The 23863-nt window shown below is 54.5% G+C and carries 21 protein-coding genes and 1 pseudogene; 15 read left to right on the top strand and 7 right to left on the bottom strand.

All coding sequences use genetic code 11. The features are described from left to right. Positions 1–272, bottom strand: a 272-nt coding sequence (locus PPOP_RS15410) for a hypothetical protein (protein WP_042229158.1), incomplete at its 3' end; no start/stop codon positions are given. A 1153-nt stretch (positions 273–1425) separates the two neighbouring features. On the opposite strand from PPOP_RS15410, the gene PPOP_RS15400 reads away from it, so the two are divergent. Both PPOP_RS15400 and PPOP_RS15395 read left to right on the top strand, forming a co-directional pair. Continuing rightward, a complete protein-coding gene (locus PPOP_RS15400; protein WP_006287477.1) occupies positions 1426–2103 on the top strand; it encodes a class I SAM-dependent methyltransferase in 678 nt (225 codons plus the stop codon). Positions 2104–2175: 72 nt separating this feature from the next. Then, a complete protein-coding gene (locus tag PPOP_RS15395; protein ID WP_006287476.1) occupies positions 2176–3261 on the top strand; it encodes a glycosyltransferase family 61 protein in 1086 nt (361 codons plus the stop codon). 189 nt (positions 3262–3450) lie between these two features. Here PPOP_RS15395 and PPOP_RS15390 read toward each other — a convergent pair whose 3' ends face one another. Continuing rightward, complete coding sequence (locus PPOP_RS15390; RefSeq protein WP_006287475.1) at positions 3451–3999, bottom strand: peroxiredoxin; 549 nt, start codon at positions 3997–3999, stop codon at positions 3451–3453. A 295-nt stretch (positions 4000–4294) separates the two neighbouring features. Between PPOP_RS15390 and PPOP_RS15385 the strand changes: the two genes are divergently transcribed. Genes PPOP_RS15385 through PPOP_RS15375 form a run of 3 tightly spaced genes read left to right on the top strand, consistent with a single transcriptional unit; the run spans position 4295 to position 7798 of the window. Continuing rightward, on the top strand, positions 4295–4936 hold the full coding sequence (locus tag PPOP_RS15385) for an acetyltransferase (protein WP_006287474.1): 642 nt from the start codon (positions 4295–4297) through the stop codon (positions 4934–4936). A gap of 27 nt (positions 4937–4963) precedes the next feature. Then, positions 4964–6082, top strand: coding sequence for a DegT/DnrJ/EryC1/StrS family aminotransferase (locus PPOP_RS15380; RefSeq protein ID WP_006287473.1), 1119 nt, complete (start codon positions 4964–4966; stop codon positions 6080–6082). Between the two features lie 21 nt (positions 6083–6103). Beyond that, positions 6104–7798, top strand: a complete 1695-nt coding sequence (locus tag PPOP_RS15375; RefSeq protein ID WP_042229154.1) for a DUF4214 domain-containing protein — start codon at positions 6104–6106, stop codon at positions 7796–7798. Between the two features lie 10 nt (positions 7799–7808). Here the strand turns inward: PPOP_RS15375 and PPOP_RS15370 are convergent, their stop codons facing one another. After that, entirely contained in the window at positions 7809–8972 is a 1164-nt protein-coding gene (locus PPOP_RS15370; RefSeq protein WP_006287471.1) for a glycosyltransferase, read from the bottom strand. Between the two features lie 132 nt (positions 8973–9104). On the opposite strand from PPOP_RS15370, the gene PPOP_RS15365 reads away from it, so the two are divergent. From PPOP_RS15365 to PPOP_RS15360, 3 genes and pseudogenes are all read left to right on the top strand, one after another. Next, the gene (locus PPOP_RS15365) at positions 9105–10217 is read left to right on the top strand and encodes a glycosyltransferase family 4 protein (protein WP_006287470.1); all 1113 of its coding nucleotides are present in this window, start codon (positions 9105–9107) and stop codon (positions 10215–10217) included. Positions 10218–10592: 375 nt separating this feature from the next. Further along, a pseudogene (locus PPOP_RS24490) lies at positions 10593–10774 on the top strand (RNA-guided endonuclease InsQ/TnpB family protein); the annotation flags it as partial. A gap of 82 nt (positions 10775–10856) precedes the next feature. Beyond that, positions 10857–11861 (top strand): NYN domain-containing protein, encoded by a 1005-nt coding sequence (locus PPOP_RS15360; RefSeq protein ID WP_042229165.1) that lies wholly within the window; start codon positions 10857–10859, stop codon positions 11859–11861. Positions 11862–12091: 230 nt separating this feature from the next. Here the strand turns inward: PPOP_RS15360 and mnmH are convergent, their stop codons facing one another. Next, positions 12092–13144 carry a tRNA 2-selenouridine(34) synthase MnmH gene (gene mnmH / locus PPOP_RS15355; protein WP_006287466.1) on the bottom strand — a complete coding sequence of 351 codons (1053 nt, stop codon included), beginning with the start codon at positions 13142–13144 and terminating at the stop codon, positions 12092–12094. 225 nt (positions 13145–13369) lie between these two features. Between mnmH and PPOP_RS15350 the strand changes: the two genes are divergently transcribed. From PPOP_RS15350 to PPOP_RS15335, 4 genes are read left to right on the top strand one after another with little or no spacing between them, the layout of a single operon-like run. Further along, positions 13370–14455, top strand: coding sequence for a mannose-1-phosphate guanylyltransferase (locus PPOP_RS15350; RefSeq protein WP_006287465.1), 1086 nt, complete (start codon positions 13370–13372; stop codon positions 14453–14455). Positions 14456–14486: 31 nt separating this feature from the next. Next, complete coding sequence (locus PPOP_RS15345) at positions 14487–15599, top strand: glycosyltransferase family 4 protein (protein WP_006287464.1); 1113 nt, start codon at positions 14487–14489, stop codon at positions 15597–15599. A gap of 17 nt (positions 15600–15616) precedes the next feature. Beyond that, positions 15617–16372 carry a glycosyltransferase family 2 protein gene (locus PPOP_RS15340; protein ID WP_006287462.1) on the top strand — a complete coding sequence of 252 codons (756 nt, stop codon included), beginning with the start codon at positions 15617–15619 and terminating at the stop codon, positions 16370–16372. Beyond that, positions 16369–17406 carry a glycosyltransferase family 4 protein gene (locus tag PPOP_RS15335; RefSeq protein ID WP_006287460.1) on the top strand — a complete coding sequence of 346 codons (1038 nt, stop codon included), beginning with the start codon at positions 16369–16371 and terminating at the stop codon, positions 17404–17406. The genes PPOP_RS15340 and PPOP_RS15335 overlap by 4 nt, the downstream gene beginning before the upstream one ends. A 117-nt stretch (positions 17407–17523) precedes the next feature. Here the strand turns inward: PPOP_RS15335 and PPOP_RS15330 are convergent, their stop codons facing one another. From PPOP_RS15330 to PPOP_RS15320, 3 genes are read right to left on the bottom strand one after another with little or no spacing between them, the layout of a single operon-like run. Next, positions 17524–18159, bottom strand: a complete 636-nt coding sequence (locus tag PPOP_RS15330) for a DUF1796 family putative cysteine peptidase (RefSeq protein ID WP_006287459.1) — start codon at positions 18157–18159, stop codon at positions 17524–17526. Positions 18160–18200: 41 nt separating this feature from the next. After that, positions 18201–18851, bottom strand: a complete 651-nt coding sequence (locus tag PPOP_RS15325) for a glycosyltransferase family 2 protein (RefSeq protein WP_006287457.1) — start codon at positions 18849–18851, stop codon at positions 18201–18203. A gap of 16 nt (positions 18852–18867) precedes the next feature. After that, complete coding sequence (locus PPOP_RS15320; protein ID WP_042229151.1) at positions 18868–21240, bottom strand: glycosyltransferase; 2373 nt, start codon at positions 21238–21240, stop codon at positions 18868–18870. Positions 21241–21435: 195 nt separating this feature from the next. Here PPOP_RS15320 and PPOP_RS15315 point away from each other — a divergent pair, with 195 nt between their 5' ends. From PPOP_RS15315 to PPOP_RS15305, 3 genes are all read left to right on the top strand, one after another. Then, complete coding sequence (locus PPOP_RS15315) at positions 21436–22656, top strand: hypothetical protein (protein ID WP_006287455.1); 1221 nt, start codon at positions 21436–21438, stop codon at positions 22654–22656. A 10-nt stretch (positions 22657–22666) separates the two neighbouring features. Beyond that, entirely contained in the window at positions 22667–23158 is a 492-nt protein-coding gene (locus PPOP_RS15310) for a hypothetical protein (RefSeq protein WP_006287454.1), read from the top strand. A 142-nt stretch (positions 23159–23300) separates the two neighbouring features. After that, entirely contained in the window at positions 23301–23852 is a 552-nt protein-coding gene (locus tag PPOP_RS15305; RefSeq protein WP_006287453.1) for a CatB-related O-acetyltransferase, read from the top strand. Positions 23853–23863 lie beyond the last annotated feature (11 nt).

Raw genomic sequence — 23863 nt, 5'->3', positions numbered from 1 at the left:
AAGGTTCCTTGAGCATCTTCCTTCTCAACCTTGTAGTTAGCCTCCTCTTCAGCAGAGGTCTTATCTAACGCACCATTGAACGTCAGTGTCAATTTGTCTCCATTCAACGTTGCTGTATCGCTAGCTAATCCTGGTGCTGGATTTTCACTGTTACCATCCGCCTTAGCCACCTTCACCATCACGGGATCCATGAAAGTTGGAAATGTCAAAGAGGTCAACACCGCTGATGCTAAAAGAACATGAAGTAATTTCTTTTGTTTCATACTTTCCATAACTTTTTAATCTCTCCTTTGTGAACTGTTTTCATAGTGTAGCCAGTATTTTTTCGACAATTTTCAACAATGTATGTAATAACGCCCTTAGATGTTATAATATCCTGGCCCTATCAATATATCATAAGACTCAAATTTATGTATAGTAATTTTTAAATATATTCATATATTTTGTTGATTTATATACTTGTATGAGGGCGTAAAATATGTTGTGTAAATAGATAAATAGAAAAAGGAAGACCTTTTCTTGTTGAATGAAGTCACCACAACACGATTTACAGAGAACCCCCATGGCCTGTCGGCCACCACAAGGAATGAAAATGAGGGTTGCCAATTTGAGCTTCTTCTGCGCAAGTAAAGATAGGCAGAGCAAAGGTCGAATTCTTTTTGGCAAGCCACATCCCGCCTAATGCAGCCTTGAGCACCGCCGATGGTTGCCCTGAACACGTGTACAAAAGTACACCTCTCGTTGCTGCATGATCTGTTCAATCAAAGGCAAGGGAATGAAGCTGGTATGGATGCGATATGGGAACGGTGTGCAGGGTGACTGACTATTGGAGAGAGAGAATGTACGCATGTTGCCATGGAGAGTGCCGGCGTTTATGGGAAGCCGGTATGGAACCTGATGGATGCTTCGTCTGAGCTTGTCTTGGTGAACTCACAGCGAATCAAAAATGTGCCAGGCAAAAAAAACAGACAGGGAAGGACGTTATCTGGATCGCTCCATTGCTGCGCTGCGGTTGGAGCGAAGCGAGTTCGTGCCGCCGGGAGATATCTCGAAATCTGCGTGACCTCACTCGGTGGTCAACGACGTGACAGCGGAAATGAATCGTATCTACAAAATCGTTCAGAATGGGAACATCTAGTTGACCGCTTATCTTAGCAAGTTAAGAAAAAGGTACCACAGTTGGTTCCGAGAATCAATAAGGTGCCGCGGCGTGGACCGAAAAAAACAAATATGGCACTGGCTCACCTGATGCTTCGCATCATCTTCATCTTGCTGCGGACGGGTGTGCCCTATGAAGAACAAGATCAAAGTATTGTCACTGCGTCCGAATGTGTATCTCCCCCCTCTTAGTTGCCCTTGCCGCCGCCGCTCCCCCTGCATACTCTATGAAATGACTCTACTATTCGATAAAGGCGGTGTTCTAGGATGGAATGGCACTATCACCAGCCCTTGTTCGCGTCAGATTCCGCGCCGGAGCTGCCGCAACTGTTCATGACGAATGGAGCCTGGTCCGGCCATCGCCGGTTCGCGTATGATCTGGTCCGCTTCGCCCGGCCCCGCATCATCGTGGAATTGGGCACATTGTACGGCACCTCGTTCTTCACCTTCTGCCAAGCGGTGAAGGACGGACAACTACACTCACACTGCTTCGCCATCGATTCGTGGAAGGGTGATTTGCATGTCGGCAACTATAACGATACCGTCTTCCAAGCGGTTCAGGCCGTTACGGCCCGTGAATTTCCGAATATCGGCACCTTGGTGCGGAGCGACTTCAACGGGGCGGTTGATTATTTCGCCGACGAATTCATCGACATCCTCCATATTGACGGGTATCACACCTACGACGCGGTTCGTAATGACTATACCATCTGGCTTCCGAAGCTGGCCCAGAACGGAATCGTACTGTTCCATGACATCGTCATTCGCATGGGAGATTTCGGCGTATACCAACTGTGGGAAGAGCTTCAGGGACATCCCCATCTCACGTTCACTCATTCCTGCGGACTCGGCGTCCTGTTCCCCAAAGGATGTCCTGCCGAATGGCTGCCGCTGATCGAGAACCAAGAAGCGCTTGTGGCGAACTATGCCGCGGGACAAGCGTAGACGAACGCGTGGGATGTTGCCCGTTGCTCTGCGGCAAGACGGCCGCCAATCTGCACAAGGAGGGCTGGATTGATGAATACGATCCCTAATCTTTTCTATCACCGGACGCGAGACTGGGCTGCCGGAGATGCCTCTGATCTTCAACGGTTGCAAGAGAGGTACAAAATCATTTACCCGGAGGAAACCATCGTGTTGCCTGCGCCCAAAGGGGTGGACGTGTCCCGTTGGCCGTCGGCATGCCGCTTCGAGGAAGCCTTCGTGGCGGTCATTCCGGAAGGGAGAGTCATGACCGGGAACGGATACATCGTGACCCCCGATCACAGGCGGCTTCTTGACGTGGAACTTGCCTACCCCTACCCGTTCACCGAGCTTCCGCCGCCGGAATATACAACGGAGACAGTGGCCACTTTGATATGGGGCTGGAATATTCCCGGCATCGCATATACGCAAGCCATTTTCGGGCACTGGTTTTTTGATATTTTGCCCCGGATTCATCTGCTGGAGCAAAGCGGAATCGCTATCGACAACTATTTGATTGGCAAACTGACGCATCCCTTTCAATATGAATCGCTGCAAATGCTCGGTTTTCCGCTGGATAAGGTAATTCAAGTCGAACGCAACGACTTCCATTTGGTCGCGCGCAAGTTGGTCGTCCCTGCCGTTCCGTTCCTTCTGGGCGGGTGTCCCCGCTGGGCCAATCCGTTCATCCGTTCCCGCCTGAAAGAAGCTCATTCCATTCCTCCCCGTCCTGGCTATGAGCGAATCTATGTCAGCCGGCAGGATGCGCACGCCCGTTACGTTATCAATGAAGAGGAAGTTATGCAAGTGCTGGCCGAGAAGGGCTTTGTCCGCATTGTACTCACGCCGTTATCCACAGTGGATAAAATTTCTATTTACTCTTCCGCTCAAGTTATCGTCTCTCCGTTCGGAAGCGGAAGCATTAATGCAGCGTTTTGCAATCCAGGATCTACCCTGATCGAACTGACGCCGGTAACCGTTGTGGATGGCTATTTCTGGAAAATAAGCAATCACGCCGGGATGAACTACTTCGAGGTGCTCTGTGATATCGAGCAGCCGCCGAAGCCGATCGGCGGCGCCGATAACCTGATCGTAGACATTGACAAGCTGAAGCGTGTGCTTCATATGGCAGGCGTTTAGACGCACCTGCAAGAGATGATGATGATGCTAGAGAGAATGAGAATTCTCACTAGCAGCAGACAACGATTTCCTCTATCATCCTGCCAATGGCTCATCTTCTGCTAGGTTTGAGGACGAGATCCGGGTCAACTGCTTCATCCTTTGCACGCTTGCGGAAGGCAACGGAACGCCGGTATGTTCACATTTCGATTAGTTGGCAACCAGATGCTTGTCGCCAGGCTTCCAGTTGATCGGGCACAAACCGCCGGATTGCAGAGCTTGCAGCACGCGCAGCGTCTCGTCCACGCTGCGTCCGACATTGTTGTCGTTCACGACTTGGTACTTCACTTCGCCTTCCGGATCGATGATGAAGAGACCGCGAAGCGCTACGCCTTCCTCTTCGATTAGGACGCCGTAGTCGCAGGCAACCAACTTCTTGATGTCGGAGGCGAGCGGGAAGTTCAGGCGGCCGAGGCCATTGGCATCCGCAGGCGTGTTGATCCACGCGCGGTGCGTGTGCACGGAGTCGACCGATACGCCGAGAATTTCAGTGTCCAGCTTCTTGAATGCTTCCGCTGCGCTGCTGAGAGCGGCAATCTCTGTCGGGCATACGAATGTGAAATCAAGCGGATAGAAAAATAATACGAGCCATTTGCCGCGGTAATCGGACAACGAAGCGGCGCCGAAGCCTTGTCCGTCCCCGTGTGCTGTCTCCATTTTGAATTCTGGCGCAGGTCTGCCAACCAAGCGTTCTGCCATGTCGAATTCCTCCTTGTGAGCGATGTCAAAATGTCACGATTCATAACTTAGGTTGCCCATTGTATATATAACTACTTCCATTAAATGTTATCATTGGCCAATAAGCATGTCAATATTAATGGTATCACGAGGGGATCTAGATGTCCGCATCCCCCATCTTTGCCATACGGAACAATCCCCCTCTCTCTATCGACAAATAACTATTTTATCCGCAACACTAGCGATGGCCTAATCTTCTTCTAGCTTGCAATCATACATATACCATATCCAGTCCGATAGACAGGAGGAATGAGCCTTGTCTGACAGCCAGCGGACGATCATGATCGGGGCGGGCGGGCATGCCAAAGTCATCATTGACATCCTTCGCGACGCTCCCACCGTCGACCTTGTCGGCTGCACTTCCATGGCCGGAAGCGGCTGCGTGACCGGCGTTCCCGTCCTGGGGGATGATTCGATCCTGCCGGAGCTGTATGCGCAAGGGATCCATCAGGCGTTCGTGGCCATCGGCGACAACCGCATTCGCAGGAAGATGGCCCGCACCGCCGCGGACATCGGCTACACCCTTATCAACGCCATCAGCCGATATGCCTATATTTCCCCATCGGCAAGCCTTGGGTCAGGCATCGCCATCATGCCGGGGGCTGTGATCAATGCAGAAGCCTGCATACAGGATTACGTCATCGTCAACACCGGCGCATCTGTCGATCACGAATCTGTTATCGGAGAAGCATGCCATGTCGCTCCGGGAAGCCATGTATCCGGCAATGTGCGTGTCGGGGAAGGCTCCTTTCTTGGTACCGGAACCCAGGTGATTGACGGCATGGCGGTCGGAGCATGGTCGGTTCTGGGGGCAGGCGCCGTCGTCGTCCGTGATATTCCCGATCAATGCCTCGCCGTAGGGGTGCCGGCCCGCGTCATCAAACATTTTGAACGGTAAGCAGTCTTGAATGTCGGAGGGAGATACATGAAGAAATATTACCCTATAGCAGCTCCGATTCTGAACGGGAATGAAAAAAAATATGTAGCCGATTGTCTCGATTCGACGTGGATCTCTTCCAACGGTTCGTATCTGGGCATGTTCGAGCAGCAGTTCGCCGCTTATTGCCAGACGAAGCACGCGATTACTTGCAGCAACGGTACGACCGCGCTCCATCTGGCGCTTATCGCACACGGAGTCGGTCCGGGGGATGAAGTGATTGTTCCTACGCTAACCTTCGCCGCCACAGCGAATGCCGTCGTGTATTGCAGGGCGACACCGGTGTTCGTCGATTCCGAGCCGGAGACATGGACCATGGATCCGGAGGCGGTCGTACGGAAGATTACACCCCGAACGAAGGGCATGATTGCCGTCCATCTGTACGGCCATCCCGTTCATATGGACCCGATTATGCAAGCGGCGCAGAAGCACGGTTTATTTATCATTGAGGATGCCGCCGAAGCCATCGGCGCCGAATACAAGGGAAAAAGAGCAGGTTCTCTCGGCCATACGGCCGCCTTCAGCTTATTTGGCAATAAAATCATTACGACGGGCGAAGGCGGGATCATTACGACGGATGATGACGATATCGCCGAGAAAATTCGCCTGTTCAAGGGGCAGGGCATGGATAAGTCCCGAAAATATTGGCATACGGTCATTGGCTACAATTACCGCATGACGAATATCCAGGCCGCGATCGGCTGCGCGCAGCTCGAAAATATTGACTGGCATATCCAGCAGCGCATTCGGGTAGCGATGCATTACTACGACAGCCTACAGTATGATGAACGAATCACGCTGCCGGTCCAGAAGGTATGGTCCAAAAACGTTTATTGGATGATGAGCGTCGTATTGAACGGGTGCCCGGAAGCGAAGCGGGACCGGGTCATGAAGCGGTTGAAGGAGGATGGTGTTGAGACGAGACCGTTCTTCTACCCGATGCACCTTCTTCCGCCATATCAGCATCTACAGCCGCATACGGAGTTCCCGGTCGCGAATCGAGTCGCTGCGCAAGGGATAAATCTGCCGAGCCACGGGGAATTGACCGAAGAGGACATTCATTGGATCGGCGGCAAGCTGCAGCGTGCGTTAGACACAGAATCCTAAAGCTGGAAGGGAGGGAGAAGGTTGAGCCGTCATAATCGAATCATTCATCACTTATATGAGCTGTTGCGACGGGAAGGGAATGATTTTATCCGGCATATGTACATTCAGATGCTTCACCGGGAACCGGGAGAAGCCGAGCTGCAGCATTACGGCAGGCTTCTGTCCCTGCGGACAGGCAAGGTCACGGTCGCGGTGAGCGTGATGTGCAGCGAGGAAGCCGAACAGTTGTACCACCGACCGGCCATCACGCTCATTCCCCAGCAGCAAGGCACCTTCGCCAGCCGGATTCAATCCTTTTATACTGCTGAACCACTCTTTTTCCTTCACTCTTTATATGCAGAACTGCTTGGGCGTGACCCTGATCCGATGGGGATGGAGGGGCATTCGCGCACGCTCTCTTCCGGAACCCCGCGCAAGGCGCTGCTAAGGACCTTCGTCTTGTCGGAGGAATGCCAGCGGCTTCTTGCCAGACCGAATCTCCCTCCCCTTCCGCAGCAGTTGCATCAGGCTGCAACGGGAAGAAGCGGGAGCATTCCTGTAACACAGATCGGCGTCTTCCTGGGCTACCCCCATCCCCTCGCCCTCGAGGGGGAAGGAATTGGTAGATTTCTGTACCGGCTTATCGAAGGCTTGCTGACGATACGCCACGATACGGTCGTTCACATTGCAACGACGCAGTACAATGAAGGCGACACCCGCAACACATTCGATGGATTGAATGCCCGCTTTCCGGGCCGCTGTCGGATTGTCGGCTCCAATAACATGGGCTGGATAAATGGTCACGTTCCCGTTGAGGTATGGATTGTTCCCATCGTCTCGCTCGAACTGGCCTTGCATCTAGAGAAGCCATACATTCTATGCCTGCACGATCTCGTCCATCACCAATTCAGAGATTTGTATTATTCTATCCAGCCTGAGTTCTGCCACTGGGTTGATCGTAATGCCTACGATGTGATGGACAGAGCTGCGGCCATCGTATCCAGCTCTCAATATGTCCGACTGCATCACGCCGTCGCCCTGGGAGGAATGCCTCTGGCCAAGACCCACGTGATTCGCCTGGCCCCGCCCAGCAGCGAATACCAGTCCTTCCCTCCTGTTCCTGAAGCGGCATTCCGGGCGGCGTATCAGCTCTTCGAGCCTTATATTGTATTCCCGTCGGTCCTCCGTCTTCACAAAAACTTCGAGCGCCTTATCGCCGCCTTTCTCCGGTACAGGCATTCGCCGGACGGATTCGCATCCCGCCTGCGTCTCGTGTTTACTGATGATTTGAGCAACAACCCGAAGCGGGCCGAAGTGATACAGCTTCTCCTGCAATGCCAGAATGAAGAAATTCGCAGCAGCGTCCGCTTTATCGGCCGGATTCCGAAGTTCCATATTCCTTCCTTGTACCAGTATGCCGTCGGCACCATTGTCCCCACGCTGTTTGAAGGCAGTTGTCCGTTTCCGATAATGGAATCGTTGACGATGGGAACTCCGGTGGCGGTCAGTCAGCTTGAAGTAACACAAGAACTGATTCAGGATATGGAAGGATTTCTGGCCTTCAATCCCTATTCGCTGGAGGAAATGGAGGTCGCCATCCGCGGGCTGTGGCTGCACCGGAATCAATTGCTGCCCCGTCAGCAGTCCGCGATATTCCATGCGATGCAGCGCTCCTGGAACGATGTCGCCGCCGAATATTACGCCCTCATCAAGCTCGCCGCCGCGGCAGGCGGCTGAATCATCTCCATTACAAGCGGTGATATTTCTGATAAGCGCGATGGAAGACGAGAATATATTTGAGGGCGATATCGTTCCACGTCTCGGAAGAATCGTGAATGCCGCCCATCGCGGAAGCTTTGTAATGCGCGTAATTGCCGAACAGTTGTTCAAGCGCCCTTGTGATCGCGTCCGGCGATTCCGGGTCGAACCAGACGACCTCGGCGCTGTGCCTTGACAGATGCTCGCGCATAACAGGGATGTCGGAGCACAGCACGGGCACGCCCAGCTTCAATGCTTCTTCCACGGGATAGCTCCCGCCGCCTTCCGACAGGCTCGGCATAATCAGCGCCTGGGCCTGACGCACAAGCGGAATGACATCGTTGTCCGGGACGAAGCCGAGCGGATAAATATGTTCGTCCAGCTTCAGACCCGTCCGGCGGATGAGCGACACCAGCGTCGGAATGTACATCTGATCTGGCCATAGCGGCGGCACGCTTCGCAGCAGCTCCGTATTATGCCCGAACAATATCAGGGGAATCGGATACGTTTCACGAAATCGGGAGTAAGCCAGGAGCAAATTGTAATGGTTTTTGTGCGGAGAAATGTTGCTCGGGTGCAAAATATATTGCTGCGGGATACGGGCGGCTGCGCCCGGGCTCAGTTCGCCTGCCGCCAATGTCGGGGCAGGTACGATCGCATGCTCGATCACGGTGGCGGCTTCGCACGAAGGGCCGAAATGCTGAATCAGCCTGCCCTTGACATGATGGGAGGAGACGACGATAGACGTCATGTTATCCAACCATTCCTTGGCGGCCCTCCAGACATGCATTACGACAGAGCCACTTAAAAACGGGGGCACATAATCAAGCACCGTCGTATCATGAAACGTGCAGATCGTCGGCAGCCCAATCGGGACATATTCAGGCCCGTGCGGCCAAAAAAAATAAACGACATGCGTATCCTGAAGAAGGTCCTGCCCTTCCGCCGACTGAATGCTTCCGCTGAAATAGGCGATCTCCATTTTCGGATTGCTTATGCCGTTCAACCTGTCGCGGAATTGCGTCTCGGCGGAGATGACGAGCCTGACCCGCTCAATGCCTGCTTGCCTGGCCATGGCAGGCAGCAAATTCGACAGCAGCCGGGCCCCCCCGCCTACGGAAATCAGATGTGCGCACCATATCACAATCTTCATGTCGCCGGTCCTCCTCGCTGCGTATGACCCATGAACTGAATTCCATCCTCAACATGGTTAATGAATATGCGGGGCAGAGCCCGAAAATGTGTGGACAGTGTCATTCTGGAAAAATAAGGGAGGTAATGTTCGATGGCTCAAATTGTGTGGCACGGCAATGCATTCGATTCAACCGGCTATGCGAAGGCAACCAGACAATATGTCATGGCTCTCCACGATCGCGGCGCCGACGTGAAGCTCGTCAGCCATTCCGCTCTTCCCCCAATCGAGCTTCCGCAGGAGCAGCGGGACGTCTTGGAGCATCTGCAAGCCAAGCCTCCATCGGCCCGGCAGCGGATCCATATTTATCACTACATTCCGGAGATGTGGCAGAGAAGAATTCGTCCCTCCTTCGGATTTACCTATTGGGAAACCTCGAAAATACCGAATTCTTGGGTTCGGCAAGCCAATCAAATGAGCGGCGTATTTTTGCCTAGCACGCATAATATCGGCGTATTCCGCAATTCAGGCGTTACGGTTCCCCTGATTTACATACGGCCGTGCCTGATGGAGCCGTACCGCCCGCCTTCCCCGCAGGCTGCGCCACCCTATATTTACGCCTTGCCCCCGTTCCGCTTCCTCAGCGTCTGCTCCTGGATTGAGCGCAAGGGTATCGACGTGCTGTTGAAGGCATTCTGGAACGAGTTCACGGCGGCCGATCAAGTATGTCTCATCATCAAGACCGCCGGCAACGCAGATGTACTGCATGAAGTCGAGCGGATGAAGCAGGAGCAGCGGCTCCCCCATGTTCCCGCTCCGGTCTATATTGATCTAGAGCTGCGCAGCGAGATGGAAATGGATGCGTTATACCGGAGCAGCCATGCCTTCGTCCTGCCAAGCCGGGGAGAGGGCGTCGGGTATCCGGTCCTGGAAGCAGCGATGAGAGGCGTTCCGGTCATTGCGACCGGATGGGGCGGCCATATGGATTTCTTAAATGAATACAACTGCTTCGTCATTCCTTATCATCTGGTGCCCGTCAAACCGCAACATTATTACAACGGGTATCAAGCCGATCAGTTGTGGGCGGAGCCGTCGGGCAGCGACCTGCGACGCATTCTGCGCCACGTCCTGTCGCACTATGATGAGGCGGCGCTGAAGGGACTGATCGCGAAGCAGCATACGATAGCACATTTCTCCCCTGACCATGCGGCCCAGGAGCTCCTTCAGGCGCTGTCGGGCTTGACGCGCTGCTCATTTGCCCGTTAAGCGCGATAGCGTGCTGGCGTATATCTAGCTTTAGGATGCCGAAGCATCCTGAGCAGATTCTTTGAATAGCAAGAAGGCATGCATTCTTTGCCTCCGTTCCCACATCGTGCATGCCTCCTGTGTCGTATTCAATTCGCCAAGTCGCCCATCGCGCCGTCCCCCGCAATAACCGCAATTTTCTTCACTTCCACCACGCCAGTCACTCCTCAACAGCCATATCACTATAGTTGGGTAGTTATGTACTGAATCCGGCAAATCGCATGATTTTGGTTTTCTTTTTTATTATATCCTTATTTTATAAAAAAGTATTTATTTGTGGATTGGGAAGGGTTTTATTGGAAAACGTCGAATTATTTTATATCTAATGGCATGACGTTCCGAAATATCAACAAAGCAAAAGCAGGGAAGAAAGCCGAGAAACGTCTTCGTAGGTTGCAGCGACAAGTTTCTCGCAAGTACGAGATGAATAAGGAGGGAACCGTTTTGTCAAAACATGCAACATTGTAAAAGTCGAGAAGTCCGTACGTTTGCTACATCGAAGGCTAACGAATATCCGTTTTAGGCAAAAGCAGGCACGTAGAAGCAGGAAGCAAACAATAGATGTATAGACTTTTACAATCTTTTGGCAACGGGGGTAACATGTCAATTGAACAAGCTTCAAGTAAGGAAACAAAAGGAAAGGGAACCCGCGTTGAAATGGAAGCAGAAGAAGTTGTTTATGTAGATGATAGAGCTTCCCAGAGAGGTGATTCATTAGACGGCCCAACTGCTATTAATTTACTTGGCGATTTAATTGGAAAATCCACAGTAAATACATTTAAAGCTATGCATAGTAAAAGCAAGATGGACAATGTAGCTATATTCGTGGACTATGATAACGTGTACTGGAGTCTGACTCAAAATCATTCACATCATCCGAATCACCTAGAACCAGAAAAGAATTTATTTGACCAACTATGGAATAGATACGGGAAAGATAAAGTAAGAACCTTTAGAGCATATGCAGATTTTGAAAAGATAAAAACGGATTTAACTAGTCTTCAGAAAAAACGAGTACAATTACGGCATGTTTATTCCAATGGGAAAGATGTAGATCAAAGAAAAAATTCTTCAGATATTGAACTTTGTATAGACGCTATAGAACACACATACAAAGATCCCAATACTACATGTTACGTTATTGTAACAGCTGACAGCGATATGATTCCAGTAATAAGCAGACTCGTTTACAAAGGTATCCGCGTAGAGCTTTATTACACCTCTGATTCTGCTCCCAAGCACGTGGATATAACCACCTATCCCCATTACAGTGAGGATTTATTGAAACTCTTGAATGTCGATGTAAAGACATATGAAGTAGAAGGACTTATAGATAAGGCATTGTTGATAATAAATTCTTGGCATGCTCAATTTAAGGAAACTGAATTATATTTAGGCTCCAAGTACCTAAAAAAGCAATTTACAATGTCTTTTGGCTTGCCGACAAAACAAGCAAGCGAGCTGCTTGAACGACTAGAAATTCAAAACTTGATTACAACAGGTACGAAGTACCTTTCTAACGGAGAAGCCAAAAAATCAATCATATTGTCTCAGGCTGGCAAAGTTAGGATTACACCTTTACTCACTGCAGTACAGACTCCATAAAATTTAGATTGACACCGACAATAAGCGATAATATAATTTATCCATAACTTTATTATTCGTTAATTCAACATACGTTATATATATACGTTACAATTGATTCGTTAGAGACGGCGAGGGCATACCTCGCCGTTTCGCTTTTTTTATTAACCCCAGTCCGACTTCGCCCGCATCATTCGCATGGAGCGCAATCGCATCCCGCTTCGGCATTTTTATCCTGTTTCCTTCCTCATTTAGACGGAACGTGCCGGCGGAACATTGCGTCCACGCAGCAGCGGCACCACTTTCGTATAGGCATCATTGACATCCGCCGCGTCGATGACAATAGGCTCCCGATCGTATTGGAGCGCCGCATGCTCATAGCGCGGATCATAATAATACTCCAGCAGCAGCGCCGCAACGTCGTCATAGCGGCCGTCCTCCAGCGCGGACTCCACCTCGCGCGCAGCAGGCGTATGCATGCGCCGGCGAATCCACTCGAACGATTCCTTCACCTTCTCCGCATGCTGCTCCGGCTGGTAGTCGGCCATTAGATTGCGGACGCGCTCCTGAACCGGCATGCGCACGGTGAAAACGGTGCCGGTGCGTTTCGCTTCCACCAGGAATTCCGGCAGCACGACCTTGCCGATTCGGCGGCTCTCCCCTTCGATCAGCAAATAAGGCTTCTTCTCCGCTTCCAGCTTCAGCAGTTCATCGAGCAGCAGCGCCTCGAATTTCTTCTGGTTGCTCGGCTCCAATCCGATATGTCCGAAGATCGATCCGCGGTGCCCTGCCAAGCCCTCCAGATCCAGCACGGGATATTCGTCCTCCCGCAGCCGCTGCAGAAGCTGCGTCTTGCCTGTCCCGGTATGGCCAGCGAGCACGATGCACGGGGCCTGCAGCCGGTACGCGGACAGCGTCGATTGCACCCATCGGCGGTAAGAACGGATGCCGCCGTGAAGCCGGAACGTCTTCAGTCCCATCAGTGACATCACGGTAGCCATCGTGCGGCTCCGCATTCCGCCGCGCCAGCAATAAATGACGACCGGTCCCTTCAAATCGCGAAACTGCGCGTACAGCGCAGGCAGCTTGGCCGAAGCGATGGCCAGGCCGCGTTCCTTGGCGGCTTCTACACTCACCTGCTTATAAATCGTGCCGATCTCGGCCCGCTCCTCATCCGCGAACAACGGAATATTCATGCTCCCCGGTATGGTGAATTCCGCGTACTCACCCGGAGAACGAACATCAACCAGCGACGCGCCAGCGGCGCGCTTCGCCAGGCATTGCTCCAACGATATATCCTGCATGTTTTCACCTCTAGTTGTCTATCTCGTACTCGCCTGCAAACGCAACGATGCTCTTAATCTACTCTACCTTATTTTATCATAGACAGCCATGCCTGATCTCATACGGCAGCGGCGCCAATATCCGCCGGACGTTCGCCGTGCCCTTTTCCCCTTCTGGGACATATGTAGTAATAATTCTCTCTGATATCAGGTTCATCTCTAGTCCGTTCCCAGGAGGTGGTTCTCATGACAACGGTAAAAGCCTTGATCATGGCAGGAGGGAAAGGCACCCGCTTCTGGCCCTTTAGCCGTTCCACCCGGCCAAAGCAGTTTTTGCCTATCCTTCACCCGCAATCCATGCTTGCCGATACCCTGCAGCGCATGCTGCACCGTGTGCCGCTTGAACATATCCATATCGTGTCGCTCGCAGAATATGTTTCTCTGATTCGGGAACAGCTTCCTTCTTTTCCGCCAGAGCATATTATCGTGGAACCGATGGCTAAGGACACGGCCGCCTGCATCGGCCTGGCCGCGCTCCATATGCTGCTGCGAGACGAGGATCCGGTTCTCATCACCCTGCCGTCGGATCATTATGTATCGGATCCGGAAGCGTTTCATGCCGCGCTTCAGACGGGAGTGGAACGCGCCGCGAATGAAGCTTGCGTCGTCACGCTTGGCGTGAGGCCAACCCGCCCGGAGACGGGCTATGGCTATATCCGGGTAGCGCCCGGGGCCGAACCGATGCCCGGCCTGCAGGTGACGGCGGTGGAGCAATTCATCGAGAAGCCGCCGCTGCCGCTGGCCGGGCGCATCTTCGCCGACGGCAGACACTATTGGAACACCGGCATCTTCATCTGGAAGGCCTCCACCGTTATGCATCTGCTCGAGCAGCATCTACCGAAGCTGCATCATATTTTGATGAGAATGAAGGAAGTGCTGATGGAGCCTTCGCCGGATAAATGCATACTCCATTCGCACTACAGCCAGATCGAGAACCAGTCTATCGATTACGGAGTCATCGAGAAATGCAATTGCATCTATATGATTCCCGTTCATTACGGGTGGGACGATCTCGGCAATTGGAACACGTTGGAGCGGGCCGAGCCGCAAGATTTATCCCGGAACATCATTCACGGCCTCCATCAAGGCATCGATACGAGCGGCTGCATTATTCACGGCAAGCCGGGGCAACTCATCACGACAATCGGGACGGAAAATCTGATCATTGTCGGAACTGATGATGTTGTCCTCGTCTGCCGCAAAGACCGGACACAGGATATCAAAGCGTTGGTCGCCCGTCTGGAGGAGCAGGACCTCCAGCGCTATCTCTAAATTCCATCCTCCATCCTAAGGAGGGAAGCAGATGAGTGGAGAGACTTCCATCCACAATATAGGCACCCTGTTCGAGCCGACAGGTTATGCGAAAGCAAATCGGCAACTGCTGCTTCAATTCATCCGCCGGGGCGTATATCCCAAATTCTCGCCCGTTCATCCCGAAGCGGTTCATACGCCCATGGCGCCAGCCGTCGCGGCTGAATTGACGGCATTAATGCATCGTCCTTTGGCATCGCGCCATACGGTGCTATTCCATTATCCGGCTCATGCCTTTTTCCGGGATCCCGCCCGGTATTCCATCGGCATGACGATGTTCGAATGCAACCGCCTGTCCTTCACCTGGGCGCGGCGCTGCTCCATGATGGATGAAGTATGGGTGCCGTCCACCTTCAATCGGGACACATTCATTCACTCGGGCGTGCCGCCCCATAAGCTGAGAGTCATGCCTTACGGCGTCGATCCGGAGGTGTATCACCCGGGTGCGCCTCCGCTCCCGATTCCCGGCAGACGGGAGTACGCTTTCCTGTCGGTCTGCTCTTTCGACGAACGCAAGGGCATTGATTTTCTCCTGCGAGCGTTCCTGACGGAGTTCGCTCCATCCAAAGACGTCTGCCTGATCCTTAAGACGCGCGCCTCGACGGCTGAGGAGATCGGCCGACAGCACGCCTATGTCAATAATCTCGCCTCGCAATTGACGGGACGGGCGAATGAATCGGTCATCCTGTTGTCCACGATCCACTCCTGGTCCGAGGAAGATCTGGCCCGGCTGTATACTTGCGCGGACAGCTACGTTCTGCCGACGCGGGGAGAGGGCTGGAGCATGACCGTGATGGAAGCCATGGCCGCAGGCCTGCCTGTCATCACGACCCGCTGGTCGGCGCACCTCGACTTCGTCAACGATCAGAACGGCTATTTGATCGATGTGGAGCGGTTCACTCCGTTCCTGCCGTCGCAATCCCGGCTGCTGTGGGCCTTGCCCAGCGTCACCCACCTTCGCCGGCTGATGCGCCACGTCCATACCCATCGGCAAGAATCCGCAGCCAAGGCCGCTCTTGGCCGCCATACCGTCATCGGAATGTATACATGGGAGGCCAGTTCCTTGCGCATGCTGCAGCGATTGCAGGAACTAGACAGCCGGTAAAAGGAGAATCCACCTGTATGATAAGTCTCATTATTCCGACGATCCATCATACGGATCTGGTTAAGCATTGTGTCAACAGCTTCATTAATACGGCCCATGAAGCACACGAGATCATGGTCGTCGATGATGGCAGCCCGCCTCCGATCCAACAAGATCTGGCCGCCTGGGCCGCCTTGATGAACATTCGCTTCATCCCCAAGCAGACCAACGAAGGCTTCAGCCGGACTGTGAACCTGGGCTTGAAGCACGCTGGCGGGAGCTATGCGCTACTCGCCAACAACGACATCATCTTCCACGAGCCGGGCTGGCTGCAGCATATGCTGGCGGCGATGCAACTCTCTCCGGGGGTTGGCATCGTCGGCGCGCGGCTGCTGTATCCGAACATGACGATTCAGCATGGCGGCGTCATTCAGGGGCCAAAAGGGAATTTCGATCACCGTTATCGCTTCCAGCCCGCCGATCATCCTCCCGCGCAAGCGGTGGAGGATGCGGCTTGCGTCACAGGCGCCCTGATGCTGATCCGGCGGGAAGTGTTCGATCGGATTGGCCTCTTCTCGGAGGAATTCTTCATTTCCTACGAAGATGTCGACTTCTGCTACCGCGCCAGACAGCACGGATTCCGCGTCATCTACAGTGGCGCGGCCTGCGCCCTGCATTATGAAGGATTTACGCGCGGGACGACGCGAGCGAATAAAAACCGGTATTGGCGAGTCAAAGAAATGGAGGCCCGCAAAACGTTTTGGGCCAAATGGGGAGGTTATCACATCCAATGAGCACGCCGCTTGAAGTTGTCTATGTACTGGAGCTTACCGGCTTGTCTGGCGGCATACGCAATGTGCTGGAGCAGGTGAACCGGCTGCATGAGATGGGCGTGAAGGTTCATCTGCTCGCACTGGACGGCCAGCCTTCCTGGTTCCCGCTGCAAATCCCCGTGCGCCGCTTCCCGAATTACCGCGCGATGCTGCACACCTTGAAATGGATGGACTGCATCAAGGTGGCAACGTGGTGGAAGACGCTGTCCGTCGTCTGGCACAGCTGCGATTGGCGCAGAGGCGGGCGCGGCATTCCGTTCTATCTCGTCCAGGATATTGAAGAAAGCTATTATCCGAATTGGCCGGATATGCAGGAACGGGTCCGCCAAACGTACCGAGTCCCGGTCCAAATGCTGACGATTGCCGATTGGACGACCCGACAGCTGGTGGAGCGGTTCCATCAACAGGCAACCAACATCTCCATTGCCGTCGATTTCAACATCTACCAACCGAACCGGACCCATGACTACGATCCGCAGCGCATTCTCGCCTGCAGCCGCCGCAGCCAGCATTTGAAGGGCTTCGACGTCACCGTGCACGCCGTGACGGCAGCATGCCGCCAGTTGCCGCACGCCTCCTTCGTCACGTTCGGTGTCGAGCCTCCTGGCATTTCAGGCATCCCTCACTACCATTTCCCGAACCCGCAGGATCGGCAGTTGGCCTACCTGTATGCCAACTGCGGCGTATTCGTGCAGACCTCCTACCACGAAGGCTTCGGGCTCCCGATTTTGGAGGCGATGGCCTGCGGGGCTCCCGTCGTCACGACGAGGGCGGAGGGCAATGAGGAATTTTGCAAGGACGGCTGGAACTGCCTCCTCGTCAACAAGGGCGACGCCGATGGTGTGGCCCAGGGGATCGTCCGGGTGCTGTCCGACCCGGAATTCTCCCAATTCCTCGTCGTCAACGGGTTCGAGACCGCCAAGCATTACAACTGGCCCCGCGTCATGAACAATCTGTTGAACGCGTTCCACGCCAGGCTGACGCAGCAGGCATAATGCTTGCGGCGTACATGCAAAATCGCCAGCTTCCCTGGAAGCTGGCGATTTGTGCGTTGTGCTCCGCGCAAGTTGCCGGACGGTGGGCCGCAGGCAGCCGAACCTGCAAGCCCTCTCTTATCCCGACAGGGCCTCGTAGCGGAAGTCGGCGAATAATTCGTTCCACGCCCGATCGCTGTCCGCATCCCAGGCGATCGGCGCCTCCACCGCACACGTATGCGCCAGTGGCCAATCGAGCTCCACGATTCGGCGATCGACCCCCGGATTGACGACGAGCAAGCGGAATTGGTGCCGGACGATCGAGGCCAGCGCCGCTTCCAAGGCCGCCGCCTCCTCATGGGAGGCATGCAGCCGGAAGAAGAAGACCCATTCCGCCTGCTCGATATGGCGGTGGAAGCGGGCAATTCTCCGCTGCAGCGTCTGTTGGAATTCCGGATATTTGCGGACAATCCCCTCCTGTTGATCCGCGACCAGAAAATCATGCACCGACTGCACCCCGTAGACGCGATCCAGCAAGGAATAATTATGGCCGTTGAACTCCGTTCCGTCCACCTCGATATGGTCGGAGTACATAAATTTGGCAAACCGGTTGCGAAGCAGCAGGCACAGGCCTGGGATTGAATGGGAGTACATCCAATCAATTACACCACTGTAGGGCCGCAGGCCATACCGCTCCAGCCGCTGTGCCGGATAACAGTTCGAGCCCAGGCTGTATACCGCCTGATACGTTCGCTTGATGTCGGTCAGGCGCATTGCTTTTGCCTCCTTTGCGTAGGTGCTTGTGAAATCCGCTGTCACGTGGCCAGATTGAAGGGAACCGAGTAGGTCTCCTCCGCCATCCGTCCTCCCCATTTCAGCTCGTAATACCGCTCGTAAAGCGGCCAAGTGATATTGATAAGGAAGTTGAGGCGGGGATCCGACTTGCGGGTAGAGCTTACATGATGTTCTACCGGCAGCCCCGTAGAAATCTCCTCATACCCTGCCAGCCGAAGCCGGCGGTGATAGTCGATGTCTGCGAAATAACTGCTGAACACCGTATCCCATGGCCCCGCCGCGCGCACCGCATCGATATTGTAGGCCGCCAGCGCATCGAAATTGGTCATAGCTAGCCCCCACTTCCGTCCGCTCTGCTTCAGATCCGTTACCACGCGAAGGAAGGCTTCGGGGGTTCCGGGATGAGCCTCGGCATCCGTATGCATATACATGACCGCGTCCGCCCCTTGTTCAGCGGCAATCCGCTGGAACCAGTTCATGGACTGGGTAAAGGTCAGTGGGACAGGCGGATGGATGACGTTCACCATCTCGGATAAGATATGGCCCTTCAGCTCGGAATCCGCCGAGTTATCCAATACGTACGTATGCGGCCAATAGGGGCGAATGCTGGCAACCGCTCGGTTCAGCAGATCAAGCCGGTTGACATACGGGATACCAACGATGTAACGCATTGCTGTCACTCTCCATTCATATCCATTGTATGCGGTCGGCTATATGCTGCACGGCATGCGACCACGTCCAGCGGGACATCACTTCCTGCGCAGCGTTCCGTCCGCGTTCCCGTGCTGCTTCTCGGTTCTCGTATACATGTCGCATCAAATACGCCAAGTGCTCATAGTCCGGGTCGGCCCAACGGAAATCGGTATAGTACGGACATTTCGCAACCGCCGGTACGAGCTGCTTGACCCGGATCGGATATCCCGTCCGTTCGTTCAGGAAGTCGCGCTGCGCGCTCCAGTCGGTGGCAATGACGGGCAGTCCGCACGCCATCGCCTCCAGTATCGGCATGCCCCATCCTTCGCCGCGGGTCGGCAATACGAAGCAATCCGCGGACCGGTACAAGCTTCCGAGCAAATAAGACGGGAGCTTCTGATTGTACAAAATCATAATCTTCGATTCCGCATGCTTGAGATTGAGCTTGCGGATTTCGGCCAGCACATTGATCGTCGGGTCTGCGTTCATGATTTTGCATACGAGCAGAACATTGTCGTGGGTGAATACGTTGGCGAAGGTGCGCAGCATATCCAACGGATTTTTGCGTTCTCCCCACTCGAATACCGACAGAAACGTGAACCGGTCCGAGAAGCGGGCGGAGCGAATGCCAGGATGGAAATAGTTCGGGTCGACGCCGAGCGGCATAATGCGGATGGGGCCCCTTACCCCGCTGCTGCGGAACGTATCGGCATTGAACTGGGACGGTACCCATATCTCATCCATGCGATTGCATTGCTGGACCCATTCTTCCGGAACTCCGTCCACCTCCAGCATCGTGTAGCCGATTTTGTACTTGCCCTCGTTTTTGTAAAAGACGTTCCCTTGTCCATAGACGACCTCCGGCGCATTCGGATCAGCATGGCGCATGCGAAAAATATTGATCCGGTAATCATCGCTCATTGAAGGCTCTTCCGCAGCATGCGGGGTGCCCGGGCCGTACACATAACGGTAATGCATTTTAATCCGTTTCTCGTCCAGCGCGATCATCAAATTTTTGGATGATGTTGCGTAGCCGGTTGGCGCATTCACGATGGAATGCCAATTCAGCCTTTTCTCATAGCTTCCTTCGAGCCGAGGCTGCCATTTGTCCCGAAAGATCAGGCGCGATTGCTCGAACAACCCGGAGAAATCGACTTGATTCACCTTTGTCGTCGTGTTCTGGGAGTGAGTTAGCGTCACACGGCCGTCGCAGACGACCCGGTAGCCCCGCTCCAGTGCCCGAAGGCAATAGTCGGTATCCTCGAAGTAGGCGAAATAATCGGTATCCAGACCGCCCAACTTCTCCAGAATGCTCCGCTTCACGTAAGCGCAGGCGAAGACGACTCCCTGTACATCCCGTACGGACGCATATTGGCCGATGTCCGTCTCCAGACCGCCGATCTGCTGCCCCCAGCATGTCTCCGTGAATATATAGGTGCCTGCATGTTGCAGCAATCGATCGTCGCCGCGAAGCCGGCAGCCGACGACGCCGATATGCGGATCCGAATAGGCCGTCTCCTGCAACCGTTCCACCCAGTAAGGCTCCTTCGCCACAATATCGTTGTTCAGCATCAGAATATCGCTGTCGGGATCGCAATGGGCCATAGCCAGGTTGTTGCCTGCCGTAAAGCCGATGTTCGCGCCATGTTCAATCACCCGAATCCAGGGGATGCTCTGCAGGTAAGAAAGCGTGCCGTCGGTGCTGCCGTTATCGAATACCACGATCTCCAGGCGTTCGTGACGGGCCGTCTTCTCCAGAGAAGCGAGGCACCGCCTCGTATGCTCCCATCCGTTCCACGTCAAGATGACAATCGAGACCTTGCGCTCTAGCGGCGGAGCCAGCGGGGCAGGGAGCTTCTCCCCGCTCTCTTCCGTAGGAGCCAGTTGGAAGCTGCCGAACTCAATCGGGCCGTTCAAGCGTGGGAACTCCGGCTGCGCGAGCAGGGTCTGGCACTCCGGCGACGTAAGTATGCCGAGTAGGACGGACATGCGGCTTCTTCCGTAGCGCAGCATACGTTGGTAATGTATGAGCGCCTGGTCTTCGACGTCGCGGCAGAGCAACTCCACGTATAGATCGCGGACAAATTCGGCCTCTCCTCTGGTCCGAAGCAGGCCGGAGAAGGTGTAGCACAGAGCCGCATGCTCGTTGTAGCCCCCTCCTCCCTGCGCCATGTTCTTCTTCATCTCACTGCTGCGAAGGAAGCTGACCACGATCGACAGCTTGCTATGGCCGGCTTGAAGCAGCCGGGTGAAGTGGCTGATGCCGTTCGGTTCCGGTTTTTTGTTCAGCAGTTGCCTATATAATTCTGCGATGAATGGCTCGCCTTCCAATCGGAACAACAAGTAGAGCCTTTGGATCAGTATCAATAAGAATCCCTCCAGCACTTGCGGATAATACTGGAATTAGTGTATTAGTACATTCCCTTATTTGCCTGTGCGTATGACCTTAGCTCACGGATCGCCTGGAGGAGCCAAGTTCGCCTTGGGACCCGGAGAGCTAATTCTCCCATCCACCGAATACGATGAAGAGAGGCAATACGGTCAGAGAAGGGGGAAACAGGTATGGAGCTTCGCTATTGGGTGGCAAATGGCAGCCATATGTCCGTCATTCGTCAGGACGGAGACGGCCTAGTCATTGAGCTGCTGGAGCACAGCCGGTGCGGCCGGACAGCGGAGCTGCGGCTGGCCGAGGCTGCTGGCATGTATGATGTATGTCAGGATGCTCAGGACTACGTCCATATTGTATATCTTAATCAGCATCGGGAACTGGTGCACGCCCGGCTTCCTCCCGATCAGGAGGGGCTTCAGACCAGCAAGCTGCCCGGGGAATACGCCGGGCTAACCGGCTTGAAGCTGGCCCACTGCTCGAACCGGCTTCACCTCTTGCTGCAGTATGCTTCGCACGCCGAGCATACAGCGCTCACGGGGATCCACTGGAACGGGCCTGCGGTGATGGCGGAAGCGGATCGTATCATCGCCATGCAGTGGCTGACGACCGAACGCACCCTCTCGATCTGCGGCCTGCTGATGAGACAGGGCAGGCTTCTTCTGTGCCGCTGGAATTATGATTCCGCGTCCGGCTCATGGAAGGCGGTCGGAGAAGGAATGAATCTGCCACTGACGGACGCCGGCGCCCCCTCGTGCCTCGTCCGTCTGCCTGTCGGCACCGTGCCCGTACCAGAACGTGCCCGCTGTCTCCTGATCCGGCTCCCCGCCGGGCAGCTCGCGTTTGCCAACTACGAATCCGAAGCGGACGGAAGCTGGCTCGCGATCGCCGAAGAAGCGATCGCCATTCCTTCCTCTCCCGCTTCCGTCATCGCCTGCGGTGCCGATCAGGAACGTCTCCGCTTCAGTTGGGCCGCGGGGGATATGATCTTCCGCCTGGAGTACGATCTTGCCGCGAACATCTGGGGGAGGCTGTATGTAAGCGCCTCCGCCTATCCGATCCCGTGGTGCGCAGTCACCGAAGCAAGCTCCGGCGGGCCGGAACCGCAATGGATTACCGATGGCCCCTCCATTCGGGAGGCGATCCGCTTGAGCGGGATGGAGATCGGCGCCTACCGGGCCAAGTGCGACTTCCACTCCAGCATTCACTTCGCCAAGCGGGCCCTCGCCTCCGTCGAGCAGCTCATCGGCCGTATCGCGCCCTTGAAGGAGGAGCAGAAGCAGTTGGAGCAGTCTCGGCAAAGGGTTCAATCCCGGATTGCCGATCTGGAGCGGCGCCTTTCCACCTTGGAGGAGGAGCTTCGGATTCGCCGTGTTATCCGATTACGCATAAAGTGAGGTGCTTCGCATGACCGAACTGCAAGCTGCCGTCCCAGGGGCAGAATGCCTATTCCAGTCCGTGGTCGACTTCGACACGGATGCAAAACGCGTGTCCGTCTTCGTCATAATGCTCTTCCGCAACGCCGGTACCGAACCGATCGAACAGCCTCGCATCATCCTGTCCGTCTCCCCGTCCCGTTCCTGTGACATCAGCGGCAAAATTCTGTCTCCCCAGCTTATTCCCGCCTTCAGCGTCTACGGGACAGACGGTCGGAAATCGGGCTGGTCATTCACCGGGGAGGAATGGTTTACCAATGGTAAGGCGACTGGGGAGTATATCATCCAATCAATTCAACCGCTGACAATGGCCCCGGGCGTCTGGCTGGAAATGCCCGACTTCCATGTCTCCTGCGCCATTGACAGTCTGCGGGACAGCCCGCTTACTATCCTGGGCCGCCTGGAGGTCGGGGCATTGCGTGTCCCGGTGCTTAACCCGATTTATATCCACTGCAGCTTCTGAGATGGTTCGCATTTTGGTGCGAACGACTAGAGAACTTGCCTCCGCGCTTGCATAGAGTAATGAAGCTGCTGCTGTCCCGTGGTGATCGGTCATTTCGGGCTAGGCGATTCAGGCCGGAAGGAGGGAGGGAGGAACTTCAGAAATGAGCGTCTTTATGAACCAAAACCCGGCCTATTCCGCCTACGCTATCGGGGACTGGAGCTACGGTCATCCCGATGTGTTCTCCTGGGGGGAAGGATCTACCTTGACCATCGGCAAGTTCTGCTCCTTTGCCGCCCGGATCACGATTTTGCTGGGAGGGGAGCATAATGTCGACTGGGTGACGACGTACCCGTTTAATCCAATTTTTCCAGCGGCCTCCGTTTATACGGGGCATCCGAAGACCAAGGGCAACGTGGTCATCGGCCATGACGTCTGGATAGGAATGGACTCCTATGTGCTATCGGGCGTAACGATCGGCCACGGGGCCGTCATCGCGGCCCGCAGCACCGTATCCAAAGATATCCCGCCTTATGCGATTGCCGGCGGCAACCCGGCCCGAGTCATCCGGTACCGCTTCCCTTCGCATATCATTGACAACTTGCTCCGCATCGCCTGGTGGGACTGGCCGATAGAACAGATCCAAGCCGCTTGGCCGCTGATGCTCTCGAATCGAGTAGAAAAGTTTGTCCAGCTATATTCACCCCGATTATGATGGAGGGAGAG

Source organism: Paenibacillus popilliae ATCC 14706 (genome assembly GCF_000315235.1).
Lineage (GTDB): Bacteria > Bacillota > Bacilli > Paenibacillales > Paenibacillaceae > Paenibacillus_B > Paenibacillus_B popilliae.
This window is presented reverse-complemented; position numbering and strand designations above follow the sequence as displayed.

Coding starts and splice junctions, on each gene's coding strand:
- PPOP_RS15400 (WP_006287477.1), top strand. CDS start 1,426: ATGGAATGGCACTATCACCAGCCCTTGTTCGCGTCAGATTCCGCGCCG.
- PPOP_RS15395 (WP_006287476.1), top strand. CDS start 2,176: ATGAATACGATCCCTAATCTTTTCTATCACCGGACGCGAGACTGGGCT.
- PPOP_RS15390 (WP_006287475.1), bottom strand. CDS start 3,999: ATGGCAGAACGCTTGGTTGGCAGACCTGCGCCAGAATTCAAAATGGAG.
- PPOP_RS15380 (WP_006287473.1), top strand. CDS start 4,964: ATGAAGAAATATTACCCTATAGCAGCTCCGATTCTGAACGGGAATGAA.
- PPOP_RS15370 (WP_006287471.1), bottom strand. CDS start 8,972: ATGAAGATTGTGATATGGTGCGCACATCTGATTTCCGTAGGCGGGGGG.
- PPOP_RS15365 (WP_006287470.1), top strand. CDS start 9,105: ATGGCTCAAATTGTGTGGCACGGCAATGCATTCGATTCAACCGGCTAT.
- PPOP_RS15360 (WP_042229165.1), top strand. CDS start 10,857: ATGTCAATTGAACAAGCTTCAAGTAAGGAAACAAAAGGAAAGGGAACC.
- mnmH (WP_006287466.1), bottom strand. CDS start 13,144: ATGCAGGATATATCGTTGGAGCAATGCCTGGCGAAGCGCGCCGCTGGC.
- PPOP_RS15350 (WP_006287465.1), top strand. CDS start 13,370: ATGACAACGGTAAAAGCCTTGATCATGGCAGGAGGGAAAGGCACCCGC.
- PPOP_RS15345 (WP_006287464.1), top strand. CDS start 14,487: ATGAGTGGAGAGACTTCCATCCACAATATAGGCACCCTGTTCGAGCCG.
- PPOP_RS15340 (WP_006287462.1), top strand. CDS start 15,617: ATGATAAGTCTCATTATTCCGACGATCCATCATACGGATCTGGTTAAG.
- PPOP_RS15335 (WP_006287460.1), top strand. CDS start 16,369: ATGAGCACGCCGCTTGAAGTTGTCTATGTACTGGAGCTTACCGGCTTG.
- PPOP_RS15330 (WP_006287459.1), bottom strand. CDS start 18,159: ATGCGCCTGACCGACATCAAGCGAACGTATCAGGCGGTATACAGCCTG.
- PPOP_RS15325 (WP_006287457.1), bottom strand. CDS start 18,851: ATGCGTTACATCGTTGGTATCCCGTATGTCAACCGGCTTGATCTGCTG.
- PPOP_RS15315 (WP_006287455.1), top strand. CDS start 21,436: ATGGAGCTTCGCTATTGGGTGGCAAATGGCAGCCATATGTCCGTCATT.
- PPOP_RS15310 (WP_006287454.1), top strand. CDS start 22,667: ATGACCGAACTGCAAGCTGCCGTCCCAGGGGCAGAATGCCTATTCCAG.
- PPOP_RS15305 (WP_006287453.1), top strand. CDS start 23,301: ATGAGCGTCTTTATGAACCAAAACCCGGCCTATTCCGCCTACGCTATC.